General features: G+C 70.2%; 20 protein-coding genes. 12 read left to right on the top strand and 8 right to left on the bottom strand.

The window, feature by feature from the left end; translation table 11 throughout:
- Nucleotides 1-179: 179 nt before the first annotated feature.
- The gene (gene mutM, locus HXX10_RS23600; RefSeq protein ID WP_296525716.1) at nucleotides 180-1,064 is read right to left on the bottom strand and encodes a bifunctional DNA-formamidopyrimidine glycosylase/DNA-(apurinic or apyrimidinic site) lyase; all 885 of its coding nucleotides are present in this window, start codon (nucleotides 1,062-1,064) and stop codon (nucleotides 180-182) included.
- Between the two features lie 248 nt (nucleotides 1,065-1,312).
- Between mutM and ubiE the strand changes: the two genes are divergently transcribed.
- The 6 genes from ubiE to tsaE all read left to right on the top strand — a co-directional run bounded on the left by ubiE (nucleotide 1,313) and on the right by tsaE (nucleotide 10,178).
- Complete coding sequence (gene ubiE, locus HXX10_RS23595) at nucleotides 1,313-2,077, top strand: bifunctional demethylmenaquinone methyltransferase/2-methoxy-6-polyprenyl-1,4-benzoquinol methylase UbiE (protein ID WP_296525715.1); 765 nt, start codon at nucleotides 1,313-1,315, stop codon at nucleotides 2,075-2,077.
- A 135-nt stretch (nucleotides 2,078-2,212) separates the two neighbouring features.
- Nucleotides 2,213-3,778 (top strand): 2-polyprenylphenol 6-hydroxylase, encoded by a 1,566-nt coding sequence (ubiB, locus tag HXX10_RS23590; RefSeq protein ID WP_296525714.1) that lies wholly within the window; start codon nucleotides 2,213-2,215, stop codon nucleotides 3,776-3,778.
- 185 nt (nucleotides 3,779-3,963) lie between these two features.
- Nucleotides 3,964-5,187, top strand: coding sequence for a bifunctional phosphopantothenoylcysteine decarboxylase/phosphopantothenate--cysteine ligase CoaBC (gene coaBC / locus HXX10_RS23585; protein WP_296525713.1), 1,224 nt, complete (start codon nucleotides 3,964-3,966; stop codon nucleotides 5,185-5,187).
- A complete protein-coding gene (gene dut, locus HXX10_RS23580) occupies nucleotides 5,184-5,651 on the top strand; it encodes a dUTP diphosphatase (protein WP_296525712.1) in 468 nt (155 codons plus the stop codon). Before coaBC ends, dut begins: the two co-directional genes overlap by 4 nt.
- Before the next feature lie 380 nt (nucleotides 5,652-6,031).
- Nucleotides 6,032-8,602 carry a PAS domain-containing sensor histidine kinase gene (locus tag HXX10_RS23575; protein WP_296525711.1) on the top strand — a complete coding sequence of 857 codons (2,571 nt, stop codon included), beginning with the start codon at nucleotides 6,032-6,034 and terminating at the stop codon, nucleotides 8,600-8,602.
- A gap of 28 nt (nucleotides 8,603-8,630) precedes the next feature.
- Nucleotides 8,631-10,178 carry a tRNA (adenosine(37)-N6)-threonylcarbamoyltransferase complex ATPase subunit type 1 TsaE gene (gene tsaE / locus HXX10_RS23570; RefSeq protein WP_296525710.1) on the top strand — a complete coding sequence of 516 codons (1,548 nt, stop codon included), beginning with the start codon at nucleotides 8,631-8,633 and terminating at the stop codon, nucleotides 10,176-10,178.
- 62 nt (nucleotides 10,179-10,240) lie between these two features.
- Here the strand turns inward: tsaE and HXX10_RS23565 are convergent, their stop codons facing one another.
- Nucleotides 10,241-11,584 (bottom strand): globin-coupled sensor protein, encoded by a 1,344-nt coding sequence (locus HXX10_RS23565; protein WP_296525709.1) that lies wholly within the window; start codon nucleotides 11,582-11,584, stop codon nucleotides 10,241-10,243.
- Between the two features lie 224 nt (nucleotides 11,585-11,808).
- On the opposite strand from HXX10_RS23565, the gene HXX10_RS23560 reads away from it, so the two are divergent.
- Nucleotides 11,809-12,126 (top strand): PilZ domain-containing protein, encoded by a 318-nt coding sequence (locus HXX10_RS23560; protein WP_296525708.1) that lies wholly within the window; start codon nucleotides 11,809-11,811, stop codon nucleotides 12,124-12,126.
- Nucleotides 12,127-12,387: 261 nt separating this feature from the next.
- The gene (locus tag HXX10_RS23555; RefSeq protein WP_296525707.1) at nucleotides 12,388-13,122 is read left to right on the top strand and encodes a nucleotidyltransferase family protein; all 735 of its coding nucleotides are present in this window, start codon (nucleotides 12,388-12,390) and stop codon (nucleotides 13,120-13,122) included.
- 138 nt (nucleotides 13,123-13,260) lie between these two features.
- Here HXX10_RS23555 and HXX10_RS23550 read toward each other — a convergent pair whose 3' ends face one another.
- Nucleotides 13,261-14,415 carry a DUF2125 domain-containing protein gene (locus HXX10_RS23550; RefSeq protein WP_296525706.1) on the bottom strand — a complete coding sequence of 385 codons (1,155 nt, stop codon included), beginning with the start codon at nucleotides 14,413-14,415 and terminating at the stop codon, nucleotides 13,261-13,263.
- A 176-nt stretch (nucleotides 14,416-14,591) separates the two neighbouring features.
- Here HXX10_RS23550 and HXX10_RS23545 point away from each other — a divergent pair, with 176 nt between their 5' ends.
- A complete protein-coding gene (locus HXX10_RS23545) occupies nucleotides 14,592-15,233 on the top strand; it encodes a gamma-glutamylcyclotransferase (RefSeq protein WP_296525705.1) in 642 nt (213 codons plus the stop codon).
- On the opposite strand, the gene HXX10_RS23540 is transcribed toward HXX10_RS23545, so the two are convergent.
- The 4 genes from HXX10_RS23540 to ftsE all read right to left on the bottom strand — a co-directional run bounded on the left by HXX10_RS23540 (nucleotide 15,200) and on the right by ftsE (nucleotide 18,478).
- Nucleotides 15,200-15,982, bottom strand: a complete 783-nt coding sequence (locus HXX10_RS23540) for a 1-acyl-sn-glycerol-3-phosphate acyltransferase (RefSeq protein WP_296525704.1) — start codon at nucleotides 15,980-15,982, stop codon at nucleotides 15,200-15,202. The two genes, HXX10_RS23545 and HXX10_RS23540, sit on opposite strands and share 34 nt — an antisense overlap.
- Complete coding sequence (locus HXX10_RS23535; RefSeq protein WP_296525703.1) at nucleotides 15,979-16,644, bottom strand: YdcF family protein; 666 nt, start codon at nucleotides 16,642-16,644, stop codon at nucleotides 15,979-15,981. Before HXX10_RS23535 ends, HXX10_RS23540 begins: the two co-directional genes overlap by 4 nt.
- Nucleotides 16,645-16,854: 210 nt before the next feature.
- Complete coding sequence (locus tag HXX10_RS23530; RefSeq protein ID WP_296525702.1) at nucleotides 16,855-17,826, bottom strand: ABC transporter permease; 972 nt, start codon at nucleotides 17,824-17,826, stop codon at nucleotides 16,855-16,857.
- Nucleotides 17,819-18,478 (bottom strand): cell division ATP-binding protein FtsE, encoded by a 660-nt coding sequence (gene ftsE / locus HXX10_RS23525; protein ID WP_296525701.1) that lies wholly within the window; start codon nucleotides 18,476-18,478, stop codon nucleotides 17,819-17,821. Before ftsE ends, HXX10_RS23530 begins: the two co-directional genes overlap by 8 nt.
- A gap of 243 nt (nucleotides 18,479-18,721) precedes the next feature.
- On the opposite strand from ftsE, the gene HXX10_RS23520 reads away from it, so the two are divergent.
- From HXX10_RS23520 to HXX10_RS23510, 3 genes are all read left to right on the top strand, one after another.
- Nucleotides 18,722-19,657, top strand: coding sequence for a DUF3426 domain-containing protein (locus tag HXX10_RS23520; protein ID WP_296525700.1), 936 nt, complete (start codon nucleotides 18,722-18,724; stop codon nucleotides 19,655-19,657).
- Between the two features lie 27 nt (nucleotides 19,658-19,684).
- The gene (locus tag HXX10_RS23515) at nucleotides 19,685-20,062 is read left to right on the top strand and encodes a response regulator (RefSeq protein WP_296525699.1); all 378 of its coding nucleotides are present in this window, start codon (nucleotides 19,685-19,687) and stop codon (nucleotides 20,060-20,062) included.
- Nucleotides 20,063-20,164: 102 nt separating this feature from the next.
- The gene (locus tag HXX10_RS23510) at nucleotides 20,165-20,647 is read left to right on the top strand and encodes a nuclear transport factor 2 family protein (RefSeq protein ID WP_296525698.1); all 483 of its coding nucleotides are present in this window, start codon (nucleotides 20,165-20,167) and stop codon (nucleotides 20,645-20,647) included.
- A gap of 92 nt (nucleotides 20,648-20,739) precedes the next feature.
- Here the strand turns inward: HXX10_RS23510 and HXX10_RS23505 are convergent, their stop codons facing one another.
- Nucleotides 20,740-22,767, bottom strand: a complete 2,028-nt coding sequence (locus HXX10_RS23505; RefSeq protein WP_296525697.1) for a YgiQ family radical SAM protein — start codon at nucleotides 22,765-22,767, stop codon at nucleotides 20,740-20,742.
- Nucleotides 22,768-22,878 lie beyond the last annotated feature (111 nt).

Genomic DNA, 22,878 nt, shown 5'->3' with positions numbered 1-22,878 from the left:
GTGCGCGTCAGCGCACGACCGGGGTGGGGTGAAGCCCAGAACGCCGGCTTCGCCGATCACCCCCTCCCGCCGAGCTTCGCTCGGCGACCTCCCCCCTCCAGGGGGAGGTGAAAGGAGTGAGCCGGACCGGCGGAGATGAGGCGAAACAAGCCTGCCCGAAGACACGCCCGCGCCACTCCTCACTTCTGGCACGCCGGGCAGAAGAAGGTCGAGCGCCCGGACTGGACGATCCGCCGGATCGTCCCCTTGCAACCAGGGGTGACGCAGGCCTCGCTCTCGCGGTCGTAGACCCGGAAGCGATGCTGGAACAGGCCGAGCGTGCCGTCGGTCTGGCGGTGGTCGCGCAGCGACGAGCCGCCGGCACGAATAGCGTCGGCCAGCACGGCCTTGATGGCGTCGGTGAGCGCCACGGCCTTCGGGGTCGGCACCCCGCCGCGGCCGACCACGGTGCCGGCCGCCCGACGCGGCGACAGCTTCGAGCGGTGCAGCGCCTCGCACACATAGATGTTGCCGAGTCCGGCCACCACGGTCTGGTCGAGCAGCGCCGCCTTGAGGGGCGCCGCCTTGCCGGCGAGGGCTAAAGCGAGACGTGCCGCGTCAAAAGCCGGGTCGAGCGGCTCCGGCCCGACCTCGCGCATCAGCGGGTGCTCGAAAAGCTCGGCCGCCGGCACCACCAGCATCAGGCCGAAGCGGCGCGGATCGTTGAACACCACCCGGGCGCCCGACGACATCTCGAGCACCACATGGTCGTGCGCCAAAACCTCGGAGCGGGCGTGGTAGTAGGCGCCGGGCGTCAGGGTGGCGCCGTCCGCCAGCTCGACCCGGAACGATCCCGACATGCCGAGATGCATCACCAGCACGTCGCCGGTGGAGAGATCGGCGAGGAGGTACTTGGCCCGCCGGCGCAGAGCCGTGACGGTCGCTCCCTCCAGCCGCTGGCGGAAATCGTTGGGAAACGGCCGGCGCAGATCGGGCCGGCGCAGCGTCGCGACGAGGATTTTGGCGCCCTCCATGGCGGGCGCCAGGCCCCGCCGGACGGTCTCGACCTCCGGGAGCTCAGGCATGGTTCGCGACCGCTGCGCCCAAAATTCCGCTCATCCCCGCGAAAGCGGGGATCCAGAGCCTCGGACCGTGTGGCCCCTGGGTCCCCGCCTTCGCGGGGACGAGCGGATCGAGAGGCATCGGCTTGGCGTCTCGGCGGTTTCGGGTGGCGGACGGAGAGCGAGGGGCCATGGCACCTCAGAGATAGCGCCACCGCATCGCCCGCGCTATGGTCCGCCGCGCAAAAGCACGAGCCCGTCACAGACATCCCATGCCGACAGATCATTCCACAGAAACCCATTTCGGCTTCCGCACCGTGCCGCTCGCCGAGAAGCAGGCCCTGGTGGACGACGTTTTCCACACGGTGGCACGCCGCTACGACCTGATGAACGACCTGATGTCCGCCGGCCTGCACCGGGCCTGGAAGGACGTGCTGGTCACCGCCGTCAATCCGCCCAAGAGCGACCGGCCGTTCAGCCTGCTCGACGTCGCCGGCGGCACCGGCGATATCTCGTTCCGCACCATCGAGGCCGGCGGCGCCGGCACCCGCTCGACCGTCTGCGACATCAATACCGACATGCTGGAGGTCGGCCGCGAGCGCGCCTTTTCCCGCGGCGTCGACGACGTGGTGACGTTCGTCGAGGGCAACGCGGAAAACCTGCCGTTCCCGGACCAAGCCTTCGACGCCTACACGATCGCCTTCGGCATCCGCAACGTGCCGCGCATCGAGGCGGCGCTCGCGGAAGCCTATCGGGTGCTGCGCCCGGGCAGCCGGTTCCTGTGCCTGGAGTTCTCGACCGTCGACGTGCCGGGGCTGGAGAAGCTCTACGACCTCTACTCGTTCAACGTGATCCCGCGGATCGGCAGCATGGTGGCGGGCGACGCCGAGGCCTACCGGTATCTCGTCGAATCGATCCGTAAGTTCCCGAAGCCCCAGGCCTTCGCCCGGATGATCGCCGCCGCCGGATTCCGCCGGGTCGACGTGCGCATGATGACCGGCGGCATCGTCGCCCTGCATTCCGGCTGGCGGCTGTGAGGGACATCCGCCGAATAGCGTCATGCGCGGGCTCGACCCGCGCATCCATCCTCGAAAAGGATTCGTTTCGACACGATGGATTGCCGGGTCGAGCCCGGCAATGACCCCGTGGCCGACTCGATCCAACGGTTCCCGATGATCCCTCCCTTCTCCCACCTGATCCGCCTGACCCGCGCCGGCTTCGTTTTGGCCCGCGAGGGCGTCTTCGCCCTTGTCGATCCGACGCCGCTGCCCGGCGCCGCGCAGCTCGGCCTGAAGCTCGCGCGCCTGCTGGAACGCCCGACCGCGGCAACCGGCGCGGGCCGGCTGTCGGCGGCGCTGGGCCGGCTCGGCTCCAGCTACGTCAAGCTCGGCCAGTTCCTGGCGACGCGCCCGGACGTGGTCGGCATCGCCATCGCCACCGACCTTGAGAGCCTGCAGGACAGGATGCCGCCCTTTCCGCAGGACCAGGCGGAGGCGGCGATCGAGCGCGCGCTCGGCCGCCCCCTGCACGTCGCCTTCGCATCCTTCGGCCCGCCGATCGCGGCCGCCTCGGTCGCCCAGGTGCACCGCGCCGAGATCGTCACCGACACGGGCCGCAAGCAGGTGGCCGTCAAGGTGCTGCGGCCCGGCATCGAGCAGAACCTGCGCGCCGACATCCAGGCCTTCTTCTTCGCCGCCCGGATGGCCGAGAGGTTCTCGGCCGAGGCGCGGCGCCTGCGGCTGACCGAGGTGGTGGCGACGCTGGCCCGCTCCGTCACGGTCGAGATGGATCTCCGGCTGGAGGCGGCAGCCGCCTCGGAAATGGCCGACAACGTCAAGGACGACGACGATTTCCGCGTCCCGACCGTCGAGTGGGACCTGACCGCCCACAACGTGCTCACCACCGAGTGGATCGACGGCACGCCGCTGTCCGACCGCGGAGCTCTGGAACGGCGCGGCCTCGACCTGCCGAAGCTCGGCCGCTCGGTGATCCAGAGCTTCCTGCGCCACGCGGTGCGGGACGGCTTCTTCCACGCCGACATGCATCCCGGCAACCTGTTCGTCGACGATGCCGGCCGGCTGGTGGCGGTCGATTTCGGCATCATGGGCCGGCTCAACGAGAAGGAGCGGCGCTTCCTCGCGGAAATCCTCTACGGCTTCATCAGCCGCAACTACCGGCGGACCGCCGAGGTGCATTTCGAGGCCGGCTACGTGCCACCCTATCATTCGGTCGAAGCCTTCATGCAGGCGATCCGCGCCATCGGCGAGCCGATTCACAACCGCAGCGCCGAGGACATCTCGATGGCCAAGCTGCTCACCTTGCTGTTCGAGGTGACGGGGCTGTTCGACATGCGGACAAGGCCCGAGCTGCTGCTGCTGCAGAAGACCATGGTGGTGGTCGAAGGGGTCGGCCGCATGCTCGATCCCAAGCTCGACATGTGGCGCACCGCCGAGCCGGTGATGCGGGCCTGGATCGAGCGCAATCTCGGCCCGGCCGGCCGGGTCGAAGGTGCGGTGGAGGGCGCCGGCGAGGTCGGCCGCTTCCTCGGCGGCGTGCCGGAGCTGCTGGCGCACGGCGCGCGGATCGCCGCGCAGCTCGACCGCGCCACCCGCGACGGCATCGTGCTCGCCCCCGAGACGGTCGCCGGCATCGGCGAGGCGGAGGCCCGCCGCGGCCACGGCACCACGATCGCCCTGTGGGTGATCGCGTTGCTGCTGTTTTTGCACCTGTGGCGGTGAGGGTTCGCCGGTTTTGAGCCTGCCGCATGCGGTGATATGTATTCGCCGCGCATTCTGCACCGTCATGCCCGCGCTCGTCGCGGGCATCCACGGCGCGGCCGAAGGCCGCGAAACAAGTGGATGGCCGGGACAAGCCCGGCCATGACCGAGGTGAACATCCCTCAACGGGCGAACACCCGAGCCCCATGACCCTCTCCTCGACAAAAATCCTCCTCGTCATCAGCGGCGGCATCGCGGCCTACAAGGCGCTCGACTTGATCCGGCGGTTTCGCGAGCGCGGCGCCTCGGTGCGGGTGGTGATGACGCGCTCGGCGCAGGAATTCGTCACGCCGCTGTCGGCCGGCGCGCTCGCCGGCGAGCCCGCCTATACGGATCTGTTCGACAGCAAGACCGAGTTCGACATCGGCCATATCCGGCTCGCCCGCGAGACCGACCTGGTGGTGGTGGCGCCGGCGACCGCCAACCTGATGGCCAAGATGGCCGGCGGGCACGCCGACGATCTCGCCTCGACGGTGCTGCTGGCGACCGACAGGCCGATACTGATCGCGCCCGCCATGAACCCGGTGATGTGGGCCCACAAGGCGACGCGCCGCAACGTCGCCCAACTCGCCACCGACGGCATCACGATGGTCGGCCCGAACGCCGGCGAGATGGCGGAGAGCGGCGAGGCGGGCGTCGGCCGCATGGCCGAGCCGCTGGAGATCGTCGCCGCCGCCGAGGCGCTGCTCGCGACCCGCGATCCGGCGGCACGTCCCCTCGCCGGCCGGAAAATGTTGATCACCTCGGGGCCGACCCACGAGCCGATCGATCCGGTGCGCTACATCGCCAACCGCTCGTCCGGCAAGCAGGGCCACGCCATCGCCCGCGCCGCCGCCGCGGCCGGCGCCGCCGTCACGCTGATCTCCGGACCGGTGACGCTCGCCGACCCGCCGGGCGTCACCGTGGTGCGGGTCGAGAGCGCCCGCGAGATGCTGGCCGCCGTCGAGGCGGCGCTGCCGGTCGATGTCGCGGTGTTCGCGGCGGCGGTCGCCGATTGGCGGGTCGCCACCGCCGGAACCCACAAGCTGAAGAAGGGCCAGGCCGGCACGCCGCAGCTCGCGCTGGTCGAGAACCCGGACATCCTGGCGACCATCGCCCGCCGGACGAGCGAGCGGCCGCGTCTCGTCGTCGGCTTCGCGGCCGAGACCGAGAACGTCGTCGCCAATGCCCGCGACAAGTTGGCGCGAAAAGGCTGCGACTGGATCGTCGCCAACGATGTCTCGGCGGCGAGCGGCGTGATGGGCGGCGACCGCAACACCGTGCACGTGGTGACGGCAGCGGGTGTCGACTCCTGGCCGATCCAGTCGAAGGAAGAGGTCGCGCAGGCGCTCGTCGCCCGCATGGCCGAGACCCTCGAGGAATCCGTATGAACCACGTGGATCTGCGTATCCTGCGCCTGCCGCACGGCGCCGACCTGCCGCTGCCCGCCTACCAGAGCGCAGCCGCCGCCGGGCTCGACCTCGTCGCCGCCGTTCCGGCCGACGCACCTGTGACGATCGCGCCGGGCGCCCGCGCCACCATCCCGACCGGGCTCGCCATCGCGCTGCCGCCCGGCACCGAGGGCCAGGTGCGGCCGCGCTCCGGCCTCGCGGCACGGCACGGTGTTACGGTCCTCAATACGCCCGGCACGATCGACGCCGATTATCGCGGCGAGGTGCAGGTGGTGCTGGCGAACTTCGGCGACGCCCCGTTCCAGGTCGCGCGCGGCGCCCGCATCGCCCAGCTCGTGGTCGCGCCGGTGCTGCATGTCATGATCAGCGAGACCGGGACTCTCGACGAGACGGCACGCGGTGCCGGCGGCTTCGGATCCACCGGACTGCACGAGACGCGCTGATCCGAAAGAGCGCCGAACGTCCGCTCGTCGACACCAGCGGCTAGCCCACATCATCCGATGGCGCAGGCGGATTCGCCGTTCGCGCGCGGCCCCGCCGCATCGGCATGACGGAATTTCGAGAACGATGTCGACGTTCACCGTCTGGACTCTTCCGGCGCGAGTCCGGTTGAGGGTAGATTGACGGGCGATTCGCGAGCGCCCCACGGGAGGCGATCGTGGGGACGGCGGCGGCGCGTTGCGCTGATCGCCGTGGGGTGAAGTTCCAGCGTCTGTATCCGACCGAGCAGTGGCGCCCGTTCCGGCGAGCGAGAGCGCATATACGAGTTCGATCGGGCCGGCCCGGATCAAACCGGACCGGGACCGGCAGGGGTGAGCACACGATGCGGGACGCGGGCGCGACGGCAAGCGGGGTTCGTCCGCCGCCACGACACCTCGGGAGACATCTCGAGATTCGCTCGCTCGCCCCACGACGCCTCCAGACACCGTTCTTCACGTCCGGCCGCATCTTCCTCGCCCTCGCTGTGGCCACCTTCGGCTCCGCCCGGACGGCGACCGCCGAGGTCTCGTTCGGAACACCGTATCTCGACGCCGTCTCGCGGCTCGGCACCCAGGCGCTGACGACGCTGGTCCTGGTGATCGGCGTCACCGCCTTCGCCGTGGTCACGGCGATCGCGCTGGTGCGCACCCGCAACCGCGCCGCCACCGAGCAACAGAGCTCGCGCGCCGAGATCGCCTCGCTGCATTCCGACGTCGACCGTCTCGCTGCACTGCTGATGTCGGAGCCGCAGGTGCTGGTCGTGTGGACGGCCGGCCTCGGCGAGCCGGAGGTGATCGGCGAGGTGTCGTTCATCGCGCCCGCGCTCGCCCCGCACGACATCCTCGCCTACGGCCAATGGCTCAGCCCGGAGCTCGCCGGCGCGCTCGGCGACGCGATCGACCGGCTGCGCGTCAAGGGCGAAGCCTTCGCGCTTCTCCTCACCACCCTGCTGGGCCGCCATGTCGAGGCGGAGGGGCGCCCGATCGGCGGCTTCGCCGTGATGAAGCTGCGCAACGTCACCGGCATCAAGCGCGACCTCGCCGAGTCGAGCGTGCGCGCCCAGAAGCTGCAGAACGAGGCCGACGCGCTGCGCAGCCTGGTCGAGATGCTGCCGACGCCGGTATGGATGCGCGACGGCGCCGGCCAGCTCACGCTGGTGAACGCCGCCTATGCCCGCGCCGTCGACGCCACCGGTCCGGTCGCTGCGGTGGCGCAGCACACCGAGCTGCTCGGCCGCGCCGAGCGCGAGGCGATCACCCGCACGCTCGACACCGGCAGCGCCTTCGCGGGCCGGCTGCCCGCCATCATGGCCGGCGCGAGACGCAGCATGGACGTGCTGGAGCTGCCGGTGGCACAGGGCCGCGTCGGCATCGCCATCGACGCCACCGAGGCCGAGCGGCTGCACGCCGAGCTCGACCACATCCAGGCAGACCACCGCCGCACCCTCGACCATCTCGCCACCGGCGTCGCCGTGTTCGGAGCCGATCGCCGTCTCGACTTCTACAACACCGCCTACCGGACCCTGTGGGATCTCGACGCCGAGTTCCTCGCCGACGGCCCGAGCGACTCCCAGGTGCTCGACCGCCTGCGCGCCGCCCGCCGGCTGCCGGAGCAGCAGGACTTCCGCCAGTGGAAGCTCAACCTGCACAAGGCGTATCACTCGACCGCGAGCGAGACCTCCGAATGGCACCTGCCCGACCGCCGCACCCTGCGGGTGGTCACCACGCCGAATCCCGAAGGCGGCGTCACCTATCTGTTCACCGACATCACCGAGCGGCTCGAGCTCGAGCGCCGCGCCGACGCGCTGACCCGGGTGCAGGGCGAGACGCTCGACAATCTCGCCGAGGCCGTCTCGGTGTTCGGCAGCGACGGCCGGCTGCGGCTGTTCAACCCGGCCTTCGCCACGAGCTGGAAGCTCACGCCCGACGTCCTGTCGCTGCGGCCGCACATCGAGCAGGTGATCGATCTGTGCCGGCCGCTCTACCGCGACGAAACCACCTGGCAGGCGCTGCGCGCCGCCGTGACGGCGCTCGACAATCGCGACCCGCGTGCCGGCCGGATCGAGCGTGGCGACGGCTGCGTGATGGACTTCGCCACCGTGCCGCTGCCGGACGGCGCGACGCTCGTCACGTTCCACGACGTGACGGATTCGGTGAATGTCGAGCGGGCGCTGCTCGAGCGCAACGAGGCGCTGATCGCCGCCGACGAGCTGAAGCTCGACTTCGTCCACCACGTCTCCTACGAGCTGCGCTCGCCGCTGACCAACATCATCGGCTTCGCCCACTTCCTCGGCGACCAGACGACCGGCCCGCTCAACGACAAGCAGACCGAATATCTCGGCTACATCACGGTCTCGACCAACGCGCTGCTCGCCATCATCAACAACATCCTCGACCTCGCGACGATCGATGCCGGGGCGATGACGCTCAATGTCGGCTCGGTCGACATCCGCGCCACCATGGAGGCCGCTGCCGAGGGCGTGCAGGATCGGGTGGTGCAGAACGACCTCGTGCTCGATCTGCGGGCCGACCCGACGATCGGCGGCTTCACGGCGGACGGCCGGCGCATCCGCCAGATCCTGTTCAACCTGCTGGCCAACGCGATCGGCTTCTCGCCGCCCGGCGGGCGGGTGACGCTGGCGGCCGAGCGCACCGCCGACGCCGTGGTGTTCACGGTCAGCGACCAGGGCCCCGGCATCCCGCCCGAGCTGACCGACAAGGTGTTCGACTGGTTCGAGAGCGATCCGCGCGGCTCGGGCCATCGCGGCGCCGGCCTCGGCCTGTCGATCGTGCGGTCCTTCGTCGAGCTGCACGGCGGCACGGTGCGGATCGACACGGCGATTGGACAGGGCACCACGGTGGTGTGTATTTTCCCGCTGGTGACGACGGCGGTGGCCCGCACCGCCGCCGAGTGAACGCCGCCCGAGAGATCGCCCCTTCCCCATGGAACCGTCCCGGACCGGCGCCACGCCCATCACGCTGACGCTACCGGACGAGCAGGCGATGCAGCAGCTCGCCGTCGACCTCGCCTCGGCGGTCGATCCCGGCGACGCGGTGATGCTGTCCGGCGACCTCGGGGCCGGCAAGACGACACTCGCCCGCGCCATGATCCGCCATCTCGCGGACGACCCGGAGCTCGACGTGCCGAGCCCGACCTTCACGCTGGTGCAGAGCTACGACCTTCCCCGCTTCACCCTGATGCATGCCGACTTCTACCGCCTGTCCGGGTCGGAGGAGCTGACCGAGCTCGGCCTCGACGACATCCCGGCCGGTGCCGTGGTGCTGATCGAGTGGCCGGACCGGGCCCCCGACCTCGCCCCGCCGGACCGGCTGGAGATCGAGATCAGGCTCGACCCGGACACCGGTCCGGACGCCCGCGTGGTGCGACTCACCGGCCACGGCAGCCTCGCCGGCCGGGCCGAGCGGATGCTGCGGCTGCGGGAGTTCCTCGACCGAAACGGGCTCGGCGAGGTGCGGCGCGAGCGGCTCGCCGGCGACGCCTCGGCGCGCTCCTACGAGCGACTCCTGCTGCCGCACAAGCCGCTGCTGCTGATGAACGCGCCGCGCCGCCCCGACGGCCCGCCGATCCGCTACGGCCGCAGCTACAGCGCCATCGCGCATCTCTCCGAGGACGTGAAGGCCTTCGTCGCCGTCGCCGAGGCGCTGCGCACGCTCGGCTTCTCGGCCCCCGCCATCCATGCCGCCGACCTCGCCGACGGCTTCGTGCTGGTCGAGGACCTGGGCAACGAAGGGGTGGTCGAAGGCAATCCGCCCGCCCCCGTCCCGGAGCGCTACCGGGCCGCCGTCGACCTGCTGGTCGCCCTGCACGGCCACATGCTGCTGCCGAGCGAGCTGCCGGTGACCCAGCAGCTCACCTACCGGCTGCCCGACTACGATCTCGACGCCTTCCTGATCGAGATCGAGCTGCTGCTCGAATGGTACCTGCCGCGCCTCGCGGCCGTGCCGACGACGCCGGCCCGCAGCGCCTTCCTGTCGTTCTGGCGCGACGCCCTCAAGCCGGTGCTGGCGCAGACCCCGACCTGGGTGCTGCGCGACTTCCACTCGCCCAACCTGATCTGGCTGCCGGAGCGGCGCGGCATCGAGCGGGTCGGCGTGATCGACTTCCAGGACGCCGTGATGGGCCCGGCCGCCTACGACCTCGCCTCGCTGCTGCAGGACGCCCGCGTCACCGTGTCGGAGGACCTGGAGATCGAGCTGCTCGGACGTTATGCGCGGGCGCGGCGCGCCAACGAGCCTGGCTTCGACGTCGGCCTGTTCGCCCAGATCTACGCCACCGTGGCGGCGCAGCGCGCCACCAAGATCCTCGGTATCTTCGCCAGGCTCGCCCAGCGCGACGGCAAGCCCCAGTATCTGCGCCACATGCCGCGGGTGGCGACCTATCTGCAGCGGGCGCTGGCGCACCCGTCGCTCGCTCCGCTCAAGGCCTGGTACACCGCCTACGTGCCGCCGCCGCCGGCCCCGCCGGCCTGAGCCGGCGGGGGCTGAGGCGGAGAGGGCCGAGGCCGGAACGCGCGTGCCCGCATGGGCGGCCGTCAGGCCGCCCGCACCGAGGAGACGAACTGCTTCAGCGCATCGTTGAGGCGCGTGCTCTCCTGGGCGAGCGACCGCGCCGACATCAGCACCTGCTCGGCCGCCGCGCCGGTCTCGGACGCGCCACTGTTGACGTTGGCGATGGTGCAGGCGACCTGCCGGGTCCCCTCGGAGGCGCGGTGGACGTTGCCGGCGATCTCCTTGGTGGCCGCGCCCTGCTGCTCGACGGCCGCCGCGATGGCGGCGCTGATCTCGGAAATGTGGCCGATGGTCGTGCCGATCTCCTTGATGGCCGAGACCGAGTCCTGGGTCACGGCCTGCATGGCGGCGATCTGGCCGCCGATGTCGCCGGTCGCCTTGGCGGTCTGGGCAGCCAGCGCCTTCACCTCCGAGGCGACGACAGCGAAGCCCTTGCCGGCCTCGCCGGCCCGCGCCGCCTCGATGGTGGCGTTCAGCGCCAGCAGATTGGTCTGCTCGGCGATCGCCGTGATGAGCTTCACCACGTCGCCGATGCGGTTGGCCGCCTGCGACAGCTCGCCCATCCGGCTGTCCGTCTTCTGCGCCTGGGCCACGGCCTCGCTGGCGATGCGGTTGGAATCCTGCACCTGGCGGGCGATCTCGTGCACCGAGCCGCTGAGCTCCTCGGTCGCGGCCGCCACGGCCTGGACATTGCCGGAGGCCTCCTCGGAGGCTCCCGCCGCCTCCGCGGTGAGGCCGGTGGTCGCCCGCGCGGTCTCGCTCAACGAGCCGGCCGTCGCCTGCAGCTCGGTCGAGGCGGCCGACACGGTGTCGATGACGTTCTTGAACGCGCTGCTCAGATTGTCGATCAGCTCCTGCTTCGCCGTCAGGCCCGATTCCAGATAGACCGAGATCGAGAAGTCCATGTCGAGCAGCGCCGCCGTCGTGATGGCGGCCAGCAGCCTCGCCTTGTGGGCCCGCTTCTCCCGCGCCTTCTTGCCGAACAGGCCGCTGTCGATCTCCGTCTCGATCGCCCGCTGCAGCCCGCCCATGACGATGCTGTAGGAGGCGATGTACCATTGCGGGTCGAGGCCGAGCCGATGGTGCGCCTTGCCGATCCGGGTCACCGAGTCGACGTAGCTCTGGTCGAACTTTCCCTCGGTGATCATGGCCCAGTGCTTGATCTGCTTGTCGCGGGCGTGCGTCTGGTGCGCCTTGTCGCGGAACATCCGCGCCATGTCGGGGAACTGGTCCACATGTGCGTAGAAGTCGTCGAGCAACCCCGGCAGCACGCGCGCCACCAGCGGCTGTAGTTCGCGCAGGCAGCTTCGGACCTCATCGTCGATGCGAATGAATGCCAGACGAGTCGGCAGAGACGTCTTTGACATCTGAGGTGTTTCCCGCAGCTATACTTTGACAAAATAGCATATTAGACGAGAGTAATTCAATTGTATTAGCTCTCGCCAGTCTTGCGCTCAACGAATATTGCCGTCGGGTGCTTAAGAAGGCTTTAATCGGATTTGCGAAATGCCCTCGGCCGCGACGGTAAGGCGTTGTTCAAGGTTGGCCGTGTAAAAACGAGCGAGCGCAGCGGGCATCGGGACTGCCGGTCATGAACACGGAACGACGAGCGGGGGATCGGGTCGAGTTCGAGCACGGCTATGCCGCGCGCATCATGAGCATCGACGGAACCTGGCAACGTGAGGTGCTGCTCGAGGACGTTTCCGACAGCGAGGCGAAACTGACGGTGTTCGGCTCGACCGAGGATATCAACCTCGACGAGTTCTTCCTCGTCCTCTCCAACTGGGGCCATGCCCACCGACGCTGCGAGCGGGTGTGGCTGAATGGCGACCAGATCGGCGTGCGGTTCCTCAAGAACGTGCAGCAGAAGCCCCGCCGCGAACGCAAGCGCCCGAAATTCGAGATGTGAACCTGCGAGCTGGCCGGGGACTCTCACGCGAGCGTTTCCAGCGAAGTGGCTCGCGTTTCGCGGGAAGAATACGCTCCAACTCTAAAATCTGGAGTGCGTTCGGACGCCAAACCGGAATTCGCCTTTGCTGAACGCGCTCCTGTCCCGGGTCATTGCCGCGTCATCCCCAGCCGCCACGGTCCGCATGGTCGCACCGATTCGGTTGCTGTTGAGCCGCGCGACAGAATCGTGTGCAACAAGGGCCCCTCGAAGAGGTCGCCGATGCTGTCGCCCGCCGTTGCTCGCCCCCGAAACGCCATGGTCCTCGCCGCCGGTCTCGGCACCCGCATGCGGCCTTTGACCGACACGCTGCCGAAACCGCTGGTGCCGGTCGGCGGCAAGCCCTTGCTCGACCACGTCCTCGACCGGCTGGTCGCCAGCGGAGTCGAAACCACGGTGGTCAACGTTCATTTCTTCGCCGACCAGATCGAGCGCCACCTCGCCGGTCGCCACCGCCCCCGGATCGTCATCTCGGACGAGCGCCCGGCCCTGCTCGGCACCGGCGGTGGCGTCGTCAAGGCGCTGCCGCAGCTCGACAATGGACCGTTTTTCCTGGTCAATGCCGATACGCTGTGGATCGACGGCGTGAAGACGAATCTGGACCGGCTCGCCCAGATGTTCGACTCCGCCGCCATGGACGCCCTGCTGCTGCTCGCCGCCACCTCGGCCAGCATCGGCTACTCCGGCCGCGGCGATTTCGGCATGACGCCGGACGGGCGCCTGCAGCGCCGCGCCGAGCGCGAGGTGGTGCCGTTCGTCTATTCGGGGGTGGCGCTGCTGTCGCCGGCCCTGTTCGCCGACGCGCCCGACGGAGCCTTCGCGCTGACCCGCCTGTTCGACCGCGCCGAGGCGGCCGGCCGCCTCTTCGGCCTGCGGCTCGAAGGCCTGTGGATGCATGTCGGCACCCCGGAGGCCATCGCGGCGGCCGAGAAGGCCATCCTGGCGAGCGCGGCGTGAGCGATCCTGGAACTCCATCCTCGGTCATTCCGGGGCGTGGACCGTAGGTCCGCGAGCCCGGAATCCACCCACATGCTCGCTGCTTGCCGCTGGATTCCGGGTTCGCACCTTCGGTGCGCCCCGGAATGACGGGGTATTTCAATAAAACGGCGCGACCTGGCCGACCTTGAACGGCCCGAGCAGCACGGCACCGTCGGAAAAGCGCAGCGGCAGCTTGACGGCGCGCTGGCCTTCGAGCTCGACCGACGGCCCGAGCGCCTCCGCGCCGGCAGCCCCGCCGCCCGGCGCAGGCGCGCCGCGAAGAACGTTGCCGAGGCCGGGCATGAGCTTGTCGAGGCCGGGGGCGAGCTTGTCGCGGGTCGCCTGCGGCAGAAGCTGGGTGACCAGCCGATCGACCCCGAGCAGCGGCAGGAGCTTGTCGGCATTGACGACGGTGAGCTGCAGCTCGCCGTCCAGCGCGCCGCGCGGCGACAGGCCGAGCGTGCCGGTGCCGATGGCGACGATGTCGCCCTGCTGGACCCGGGCGCGGGAGATCTCGAGGCGGCCGTTCGCCGCCTGCAGGGTCCGCAGCGTGTCCTTCAGGGAGCGCGGCGACAGCGACGGCAGGCCGCGCAGCACACCCACCATGTCGAGGTCGAGCGGCAATGCGGCAGCGCGGCCGAGCATCGGCGCCAACGCCTGGTCGAGCGTCAGGGCGAGGTCGAGCACCGGGTCGCGGCGAGCCGAGCCGCCGGCGATGCGGGCGTGAAACTCGGCCCGGTTGGCCTGGCCGATCAGCCCGGCTGCCGAGCCGTCCAGCGAAGTCGCCAGCGGCCGGTCGAGCACCACCGAAAGGCGCTCCGGGTCGGTCGGCAGGCCGCGCAGGCTCGCCTGGGCGAGCGACCAGTTGATCGACAGCACGGGCGCAGCGCCGACCTCGCCGATCAGGAGCGGTCCAGTCGCTTCGCCGATCACCAGGGTCGGCTGCCAGACCTGGGCAACCACCACGGTGCTCTTGGCGGCGAGCGCAGCCGGCGGGGTGGTCGAGCGCAGCTCGGCGGTCGGCTGGCTGCAACGCAGCTCGAAGCGGAACGGGAAGCCGCCGACGTCCTGCTCGGCGCACTTGTAGGTGCGCCCGAGCGCCGCCTCGTTCGCCTGCCAGCCGGCCAGCACGGAGCGGCTGACCGAGGCGGCCTGGAACCAGAAGACCGTCCAGCCGAGCCCGATCGCCACCACCAGGACGAGCGGCAGGGCGATCAGCCACGGCCGCCGCTTGCGGCGAACCGGCAGGGGCTCGTCTCCGATCGACCTCACGGCTGGTCCTTTCGCGGTTGGCCGGCATTTTCGCCCGGCACCTCGCCGGGACGGACTTGTCCCGGGCCGGACCGGCTGTTAGGCGAGCCTTGTGGCAGTCTGGTGTCAACCGGTCCGGGATCGTCGGGCGCGGTTTTCGGCAATCCGAGCGCCCCGAGGCCGGCGCCACCCGGACCATGACCGTGACGAAGACCGCCGAAATCGACCACGCCGACGAGGATCTTTGGGTATTCGGGTACGGTTCGCTGATGTGGCGGCCGGGCTTCCCCTTCGTCGAGCGCGTCCCGGCCCGGCTGGTCGGGCTGCACCGCGCGCTCTGCGTATTTTCGTTCGTGCACCGCGGCACCCCCGAAAAGCCAGGGCTGGTGCTCGGACTCGACCGTGGCGGCACCTGCCGGGGCATCGCCTTCCGGGTCGACAAGGCGCTCCGGGCCGAAACGCTGGCCTATCTGCGGGCCCGCGAGCAGGTGACCCATGTCTATCTCGAGACCCTGCGGCCCGTGACCCTGCTCGCTCCCCCGCCCACCCCGGCGGCAGGCGGGCACGCCGAGGCCGCGCGACGCGTGCGGGCGCTGGTCTATGCGGTCGACCGCGGCCATCCCCAATATGCCGGCCGGCTCGATCTCGCGGCCCAGCTCCATCTGGTCCGCCAGGGCCACGGCCAGTCGGGGCCGAACCGCGACTATGTGCTGGCGACCGTGCGGGAGCTGGACCAGCAGGGCTGCCGCGACACGCAGCTCCACGCCATCGCGCGCCGCCTCGCGGCGGCGGAGGCCCGGCCGCCTCACGACCGCCCGGCCGACACGCCGTCGACCTGAGCGAGCCTGCGCTCGTACCCTGCGGCGGCGAGCGCCGCCTCGCCCTCGGCGACGAGGCGTTCCGTGGCGGGCTCGATCGTCTCCTGCAGGCGCTTCAGGAACGCCCGCCGGGCCAGGCCGGGCGGAATCGGATCGAGGACCTCGACCAGGATTTTTCCGGGCGGTCGCAGGAAGCGACGGCGGGGCCAGTACAGGCCGGTGTTCAGCGCGATCGGCAGGCAGGGCACGCCGAGCTCGCCGTAGAGCAGCGCGATGCCGGGCTTGTAATCGGGCGCGGCGCCGGGGGCGCGGCGGGTGCCTTCGGGGAAGATGATGATCTGGCGGCCATGGTCGAGCAGCACGCGGGCGGCACGCGCCATCCCCAGGAGCGCGCCGCGGCCGGCTGTACGGTCGACCGGGATCATGCCGGCCTTGCGGGTGTACCAGCCGAAGAGCGGCAGCCAGGTCAGCTCGCGCTTGAGGATGAAGCTCGGATTGTCGAACAGCGACAGCAGCGCGAAGGTCTCCCACATCGACTGGTGCTTGGATGCGACCAGGAGGCCGCCGGGGGGGATGCGGTCGAGCCCGCGCCACTCGACCCCGACGCCGCAGATGACCCGAAGGAGCCACACGCTGGTGCGGCCCCACAGCTTGGCCATGCCGACGATGGCCCGCCTGGGCAACACCAGCAGCGGCAGCGCGGCGATCAGGTACAGCGCGAGGGTGACGTAGAAGGCGACGTTGAACAGGACGGAGCGGACGACGATCACGATGCGGGTCCGTGCTGCGCGGCCGGTCCCGGGCGCCGGCGCTGTTCGGCTTCGGCGAGATCGACCACCGGCTCGATCCGCATCCGCGCCAGCGCGACGATGTACTTCACGTATTCGGTCATGAGAAGCTTGGCGTTGGCGGCGCTCGACCACCACGGCTCGGCGCGCGCCTGGGTCACCACCGGATACGGGATCAGGGCGACGCCGGGCAGCCGGTGGCCGAGCTCGGCCATGGCGCGGGGCATGTGATAGCTCGAGGTCACCACGACGAGCGAGCGGAAGCCGCGGCCGAGCGTCCAGCGGCGCGTCTCGATGGCGTTGCCGATGGTGTTGCGGGCCTCGTGGTCGAGGTCGATGCAGCAGGCGAACAGGCGCTCGAAGTCGGGCACGCCGCGGGCGAGCTCGCTCGAATTGGTGGTGCGGTGGACCCCGGTGATCAGCAGGCGGCGGCCGCGGCCGGAGGCGAGCAGCTCGACCGCGTCGACGACCCGCGAGGCGCCGCCGGTCAGCGCGACGATGCCGTCGGCCGTGACGGTGAGGGCCACCTCCTCGCGCGGCACCCGCCAGGCGAACCACAGGAAGCCGATCAGGAAGGTGGCGACGCCGGCGACGCCGAGCCCGAGCAGGACGAGCGCCAGGCGCCGCAACGGGTGGTGACGCACCGGACCACGGGATCCTGTCGGCCGCGCAGACGGAGGCTCACGCGGGGCGTCGCCCGCGACCTCTCGCGCCGGTCGTCCGTCCTCGATCGCCATACTCGTCACGTCCCGCGGTCGAGAATATCGCCAAATTCGGCGGTGGAAAGGCGTATCCGGGTCCGGTCGGCCCTCCCACCGGCCCGCCGACCGCCTGTCTTTCGGCCGGCGCGAGCCTCAGCTCACCGCCTTCAGGGTCGTCCGGACGATGCGCCGCGAGGTCAGCGCCGTCACCACGGCGACCAGGGCGACCTGGGCGAGCAGCACCAGATAGCCGCCGAAGCCGAGCGAGGCGCCACCGAACAGGGCGCCCGCATCGGACCCGCCGACCAGTCGTCCGCTGATCAGCCCGAGCAGCAGGAAGAGCAGCACGGCGGCGCCGCCGCCGATCCCCCCGCCCTGCAGGCCGAGCAGCAGGAAATGCCGCATGAACTGGCCGGCCACATAGGCGTCCTTGGCGCCGATGAAGTGCAGCACCTCGACGGTAGGCCGGTTGGTCGCCATGGCGCCGCGGGTGGCGAAGGCGACCGACAGCACGGTCGCGGCCATCACCAGCGCCAGGATCGCGAGCCCGCAGGCGACCATCGTGTCGGCCATGGCGCGCAGCCTGCGGGAGAAGCCGCGATGATCGTCGAAGCTGGCGCTCGGGATCTCGGCGGCGAGCCGCGCCTTGAGGGCGGCGAAGTCGGGCGGGCGGCCCGGCGTCACCTGGACGACGATCAGGCGGGGCACCGGCAGGCTGTCGAGCGACAGGCCGGAGCCGAGCCACGGCTCGAGCAGTCGCGCCGACTCGGCCTTGTCCTGCGCCCGCACGGCCGTGACGCCGGCCGCGCTGCGGGTGATGTCGACGGCGCGCAGCACGTCCGCCTCGATGTCGCGGCCGGCCATCGGGCGGACCTGAACCGTGACCTCGCGGGCGACGTCGGATTGCCATTCCGCCGCGGCGCCCAGCACCACGACGACGGCCCCGGTGGTCAGCGAGGCGAGGAACGTCATGATGGCGACGACGGCGATCAGCGCACTGCCCGCGATGGAGGCCCGCGGCACGATCGGGGTCTCGCGCGGGTGTCGCCGCAGCAGCGCCATCAGGCCCGCCAGGGACGCCAGGCGGACGGAGGGGCGCGGACTTTCTGCGTTCCGGTCAGTCATAGACGTGGATCCGCCCTTCGTGCAGCACCAGACGGCGCGCGTCGTACTGGTCCATCAGGCCGATGTCGTGGGTGGCGATCACCACCGACGTCCCCGACTTGTTGAGCTCGATGAACAGCCGCAGCAGCCGCTTGGCGAGATTGGGATCGACATTGCCGGTCGGCTCGTCGGCGAGCAGGAGCTGCGGCCGGGCGATGACGGCGCGGGCGATGGCGGCGCGCTGCTTCTCGCCGCCGGACAGGATCGGCGGCAGCGCCGCCATGCGCTCGCCGAGCCCGACCCAGTGCAGCAGCTCCTCGACCTCGTGCCGGTAGCTCTCCTCGTCGCGGCCGAGGACACGCAGCGGCAGCGCCACGTTCTCGTAGGTGGTCATGTGGTCGAGCAGGCGGAAGTCCTGGAACACGATGCCGATGCGCCGCCGCAGCACGGCGAGCGAATCCTTGTCGAGCGTTGCGACGTCGTGATCGAACAGCGTGATCAGGCCGCGGGTCGGCTTGAGCGACAGGAACAACAGACGCAGGAGCGAGGTCTTGCCGGCCCCCGAAGGCCCGGTGAGAAACTGGAACGAATGCGGCTCGATGCGGAAGGTCAGGTCGCGAAGGACCTCCGGACCCAGCCCGTACCGCAATCCCACATTCTCGAACCGAACCAAGCCGTTCTCCGCTTCCCCCTGCCGTATGGGGACCTCCGCGCCCGTCGCGTCGCGCCTGGGGTGCCCCCGCGGCGCGATTCGCTCCCTTTTACTAGAACCCGGGGCCGCCGGCACGTCGGCACCGGCGAAGCCTTCGGATCGCAGCACTGCCGCTCCACCAGAGCGCCATCAACTTGGTTTCCGGATCATTAACGAAGCCGGGGCTAGAATGGGGCAGTTGGGGAAGGCGGTGCGTTCGGTGTCATGAAGATCGTCTGTCCACAGTGCGAGGCTTGGTACGAGGTTCCGGACGCGTCCAGCGGCCGCAAGGTGCGCTGCGCGGCGTGCCGGACCCTGTGGAGCGCCAGCGCCGCCGACGCCGCCGCCCTGGAGGCGGCCGGCCGGGCCGCCACCCGCCGGGCGAACGAGGCCGCGGCTGCGGCTGCGGCTGCGGCTGCGGCTGCACCCGCCGGCGCCTTCGCGACCGCCCAGGCCGACGACACCAGCCCCGACACGGGTATCGGCACTGACGCAGACGGCTGGCCGGACGACCTGTCGCCGCCGCCGCGCGAAAACGCCGCCGTCGACCTCGACGAGGAGGCCGGCGACCGCGGCACCGTCGAGGATGCCCCCTCGGTCGTGCCCGAGCACGATCCCTTCGCCGAACCCGATGCCCCGCCGCGCGACTGGGACGCCGAGTTCGAGGCCGCCGAAACACGCCGGCTCGCCCGCGAGCAGGCCAAGCCGAAGCCCAAGCGGCAGTGGACGCTGCCGCGCCCGAGCTTGATCACGGTCGTCCTGTCCCTGATGGTGGTGATCGGCGTCGTGCTGGCCTGGCGGGCCGACGTGGTGCGGGCGATGCCCCAGACCGCCTCGCTGTTCGCCAAGCTCGGCCTGCCCGTCAATCTGCGCGGGCTCGCCATCGAGGGCGTCAAGATCGAGATGGACACGGCCGACAACGTCGCCGTCGTGGTCGTCGAGGGTGTCGTCGTCAACGTCGCCAAGGTCCGTATCGAGGTGCCGCGGCTGCGCTTTTCGACGCGCGACGCGAGCGGCGCGGAGATCTATACCTGGACGGCGCTGCCCCAGAAGGCGGCGCTCGCCCCCGGCGAGGCGCAACCGTTCCGCACCCGCCTGGCCTCGCCGCCGGCCGAGAGCCGCGACATCCAGGTGCGGTTCTTCACGCGCCGCGATCGCTGATCGACGACTGTTTTGGACGAGGACCCGGTGGCCCGCATCCTGATCGCCGAAGACGAGGACACGCTGCGCGACCTGATCGTGCGCGGCCTGACCCAGGACGGCCACGCCGTGACGGCGGCCGCCGACGGCGCCGAGGCGCTCGACGTGCTCGGCCGCGAGCAGGGCCGCTTCGACCTGCTGCTCACCGACATCCGCATGCCGCTGATGGACGGCATCGCGCTCGCCCTCTCGGCGGCGCGCGACTATCCGGACCTGGTGATCCTGCTGATGACCGCCTATGCGGACCAGCGCGAGCGGGCCTTCGGCCTCGAATCGCTGATCCACGACGTGATCACCAAGCCGTTCACGCTGGCCGAGCTCCGGGTCGCGGTCGACGAGGCGCTGACCTCGCACGGCAAGAGCTGAGCGGCGCCGCCGCACCTCGCACTCCCGCCTCGTCCACTCCGGGCTGGCGCGAAGAGCGCCGCCGCCCTACCCTGCCGGCATTCTTCGATCCGGGAGGACACCATGCTGCGCGCACTGCTCGTCGCCCTCGTGCTGCTGGCCGGGCCGGCCTTTGCACAAAACGCTTCGGCCCAGAACATCGACCCCACGACCGCGGCGTTGCGCCAGTCGGTCGAGACGATCTGCCGAGCGTGGGAGGACGCCGTCGCCAAGCAGGATTCGGAGGCGGTGGCGGCGCTGTTCACGGCCGACGGGACCTTCGTGACGCCGGCCGGCGTTTTGGCCGACCGCGCGGCGATCAAGACCTTCTACGACGGCTTCTTCAAGCAGGGCTGGAACCACGAGGTGGTCAAGCTCGACCAGGCGCAGCCGGTCGGCACCGCGGCGCTGGCCTATGGCGAGTACACGCTCGCCGGCCAGGGACCGAGCGGGGCGCTGTCGCGCGCCGGTCGCTGGAGCATGATGTTCGCCCGCGACGGCGAGGCCTGGAAGATCCGCCTGCTCACCGCCAATGTCACGCCGCCGGCCCCGGCGACGGCCAAATAACCAGCCTCGTAGGGCGCAATGAGCGCAGCGAATTGCGCCGGTAGAAGCGTTCTTCTCGGCGCAATTCGCTGCGCTCATTGCGCCCTACGGCGTCACCGCATCCGCACGCCCTTGGTGGTGAAGCGCTGCGGCTTGGCGCCGTTGCGGATCGGACGTCGCGTGCCGGCGGCTTTTCCGGTGCCGGGCGGCTGCACGGCGGGCACGAGCTGGTCGGGGCGCGCGCCGATCAGGTCGGCGCGGCCCATGCTTTTGAGTGCCTCGCGTAAGAGCGGCCAGTTGTCGGGGTCGTGATAACGCAGAAAGGCCTTGTGAAGCCGGCGCTGGCGCAGCCCGGTGATCGCCTCGACCTTGTCGGAGGCGCCGCGCCGCACCCCGCGCAGCGGCGACACGCCGGTGTGATACATCGCGGTCGCCACCGCCATCGGCGACGGCAGGAAGGTCTGCACCTGGTCGGCCCGATAGCGGTTCCGCTTGAGCCACAGCGCGAGATTCATCATGTCCTGATCGGTCGTACCGGGATGCGCCGCGATGAAATACGGAATGAGAAAATACTGCTTGCCGGCCTGCTTCGCCGCTGCGTCGAACATCGTCTTGAAGCGGTCGTAGGCGCCGATGCCCGGCTTCATCATCTTGTCGAGCGGCCCACGCTCGGTGTGCTCGGGCGCGATTTTCAGGTAGCCGCCGACGTGATGGCTGACGAGCTCCTTCACATAGGCCGGGCTCTCGACGGCGAGATCGTAGCGCACGCCCGAGGCGACCATCACCTTCTTGACGCCCTTCACCTCGCGCACCTTGCGATAGAGCCTGATCAGCTCGTCGTGGGAGGTGTTCAGGTTCGGGCAGATGCCGGGGAACACGCAGGACGGCCGCCGGCACGCGGCCTCGATCGTCGGGTCCTTGCAGGCCATGCGGTACATGTTGGCGGTCGGCCCGCCGATGTCCGAGATGACGCCGGTGAAGCCCGGCGTCCTGTCGCGGATCAGCTCGATCTCGCGCAGGATCGAGCCCTCCGAGCGGTTCTGGATGATTCTCCCCTCGTGCTCCGTGATCGAGCAGAAGGTGCAGCCGCCGAAGCAGCCGCGCATGATCGTCACCGAGAATTTTATCATGTCCCAGGCGGGGATCTTGGCATCGCCGTATGATGGATGCGGTGCCCGCGCGTAGGGAAGATCGTAGACCGCATCCATCTCGGCCGTGGTCAGCGGGATCGGCGGCGGGTTCAGCCACAGATCACGGTCGCCATGGCGCTGGACCAGCGGCCGCGCATTGCCGGGATTGCTCTCCCGGTGCAGCACCCGCGAGGCGCGGGCATAGGCCTCCTTGTCCTGCTCGACCTGCTCGTAGCCCGGCAGCCTGATCACGACGTCGCCCGACACCTGCCGCGCCCCCTCGTCGGCGGAGTCGAGATCGTCGGCATGCAGCTCGATGAAGTTTTCGGGAATTCGCCTGAACAGAGCGACGCCGCGCACATCGGCGAGATCGCGCGAGAGTTCGCCGGCGGCGACGCGATGCGCGACCTCGACCAGCGCGCGCTCGGCATTGCCGTAGATGAGAAGATCCGCCTTGGCGTCGGCCAGGACCGAGCGGCGCACCTTGTCGGACCAGTAGTCGTAATGCGCGATGCGGCGCAGCGATGCTTCGATGCCGCCGAGCACGATCGGCACATCCTTGAAGGCCTCGCGGCAGCGCTGGGCGTAGACGATGACGCAGCGGTCCGGCCGCCGGCCGCCCTCGCCGTTCGGCGAGTAGCTGTCGTCGTGGCGCAGCCGACGGTCCGCCGTGTAGCGGTTGACCATCGAATCCATGTTGCCGCCGGTGACGCCGAAGAACAGTCTCGGGCGGCCCAGGATCTTGAACGGCTCGGCCGACTGCCAGTCCGGCTGGGCGATGATGCCGACCCGGAATCCCTGCGCTTCGAGCAGCCGCCCGACGATCGCCATCCCGAAGCTCGGATGGTCGACATAGGCGTCGCCCGTCACCAGGATGATGTCGCAGGCGTCCCAGCCCAGCCGCGCCATCTCGGCGCGGCTCATCGGCAGGAACGGCGCCGCGCCGTCCGGGCTCGGCCGGTGCTTCGGCCGGGCGAACAGCGGCGTGATGTTTTCGTCGGGGGTGTTCATGGCAGAAGGCTTAAAGCCCCCAGCCCGTCAGTTCAACCAAGTCTTCGTGGTCCTAGTAGGGCGCAATGAGCGCAGCGAATTGCGCAGCGACGGCTTTTGAAGGCTTTTTCG

This window comes from Rhodoplanes sp. (assembly GCF_013377085.1).
Taxonomy (GTDB): Bacteria; Pseudomonadota; Alphaproteobacteria; order Rhizobiales; family Xanthobacteraceae; genus Rhodoplanes.
The sequence above is the reverse complement of the archived record's forward strand: the minus strand, read 5'-3'. Positions and strand labels throughout refer to the sequence as shown.

Excerpts from the sequence above, each read along its gene's own strand:
- mutM (WP_296525716.1), bottom strand. The coding sequence starts at position 1,064 with ATGCCTGAGCTCCCGGAGGTCGAGACCGTCCGGCGGGGCCTGGCGCCC.
- ubiE (WP_296525715.1), top strand. The coding sequence starts at position 1,313 with ATGCCGACAGATCATTCCACAGAAACCCATTTCGGCTTCCGCACCGTG.
- ubiB (WP_296525714.1), top strand. The coding sequence starts at position 2,213 with ATGATCCCTCCCTTCTCCCACCTGATCCGCCTGACCCGCGCCGGCTTC.
- coaBC (WP_296525713.1), top strand. The coding sequence starts at position 3,964 with ATGACCCTCTCCTCGACAAAAATCCTCCTCGTCATCAGCGGCGGCATC.
- dut (WP_296525712.1), top strand. The coding sequence starts at position 5,184 with ATGAACCACGTGGATCTGCGTATCCTGCGCCTGCCGCACGGCGCCGAC.
- HXX10_RS23575 (WP_296525711.1), top strand. The coding sequence starts at position 6,032 with ATGCGGGACGCGGGCGCGACGGCAAGCGGGGTTCGTCCGCCGCCACGA.
- tsaE (WP_296525710.1), top strand. The coding sequence starts at position 8,631 with ATGGAACCGTCCCGGACCGGCGCCACGCCCATCACGCTGACGCTACCG.
- HXX10_RS23565 (WP_296525709.1), bottom strand. The coding sequence starts at position 11,584 with ATGTCAAAGACGTCTCTGCCGACTCGTCTGGCATTCATTCGCATCGAC.
- HXX10_RS23560 (WP_296525708.1), top strand. The coding sequence starts at position 11,809 with ATGAACACGGAACGACGAGCGGGGGATCGGGTCGAGTTCGAGCACGGC.
- HXX10_RS23555 (WP_296525707.1), top strand. The coding sequence starts at position 12,388 with ATGCTGTCGCCCGCCGTTGCTCGCCCCCGAAACGCCATGGTCCTCGCC.
- HXX10_RS23545 (WP_296525705.1), top strand. The coding sequence starts at position 14,592 with ATGACCGTGACGAAGACCGCCGAAATCGACCACGCCGACGAGGATCTT.
- HXX10_RS23530 (WP_296525702.1), bottom strand. The coding sequence starts at position 17,826 with ATGACTGACCGGAACGCAGAAAGTCCGCGCCCCTCCGTCCGCCTGGCG.
- HXX10_RS23520 (WP_296525700.1), top strand. The coding sequence starts at position 18,722 with ATGAAGATCGTCTGTCCACAGTGCGAGGCTTGGTACGAGGTTCCGGAC.
- HXX10_RS23510 (WP_296525698.1), top strand. The coding sequence starts at position 20,165 with ATGCTGCGCGCACTGCTCGTCGCCCTCGTGCTGCTGGCCGGGCCGGCC.
- HXX10_RS23505 (WP_296525697.1), bottom strand. The coding sequence starts at position 22,767 with ATGAACACCCCCGACGAAAACATCACGCCGCTGTTCGCCCGGCCGAAG.